Genomic DNA, 713 nt, shown 5'->3' with positions numbered 1-713 from the left:
GCGCGGCGGTCAAGCTTTCCGCTCGGCGTGACCGGCCATTCGCTCATCTCTATAAACTGAGCCGGCATCATGTAGGCAGGAAGGCGTGCCGCAAGCTCCGCCCGCACGTCATCGCTTTCCCGTCCTTCGATATAGGCATAAAGCGCGGTTTCGCCGTGTTCGGTCCGGGCGGTGACTGCCGCCTCACGAATGCCGTCGATGCGCCGGATCGCCGCTTCGATTTCCCCCGGTTCAATCCGGTAGCCTCGGACTTTCACTTGTCCGTCTGAACGGCCGAGCCATTCGACAAGGCCATCTTCTGTCCAGCGTGCGATATCGCCCGTCTGATACATGCGCTCGCCCGGATAAAACGGATCATCGAGAAAACGCTCCTCCGTCAGCTCAGGCCGGTTCAGATAGCCCCGGGCCACCCCTGTCCCTGCGATGTAAAGCTCTCCTGCCACACCCGCAGGCTGGATGGTTCCTCCGCTATCTAATACATACAGACGGGCACCAGGAACGGGTTTTCCGATCGGAAGCCTTGTCCGTCCGCTGTCCCGTTTTCGGTCACAGACGTAAAACGCCGCATCAACCGTCGCTTCTGTCGGTCCATAGCCGTGAATAAGCATGGTCTCCGGCAACAGATCGGCAAACCGGGCAGCCGTAAGCGGGGAAAGAGCTTCCCCTCCGGCAAACACGCGTGTCAGTGTTCTGCCGAGGCGTGTTCTTGTTTC

General features: G+C 60.0%; 1 protein-coding gene. It reads right to left on the bottom strand.

From position 1 onward, the window contains the following. On the bottom strand, window positions 1-713 hold a 713-nt coding region (locus G9F75_RS19680), incomplete at both ends, for an AMP-binding protein (protein WP_167409334.1).

This window comes from Bacillus sp. EKM208B (genome assembly GCF_011800725.1).
In the GTDB taxonomy this organism is placed as follows: Bacteria; Bacillota; Bacilli; order Bacillales; family Bacillaceae; genus Bacillus; species Bacillus velezensis.
The sequence above is the reverse complement of the archived record's forward strand: the minus strand, read 5'-3'. Positions and strand labels throughout refer to the sequence as shown.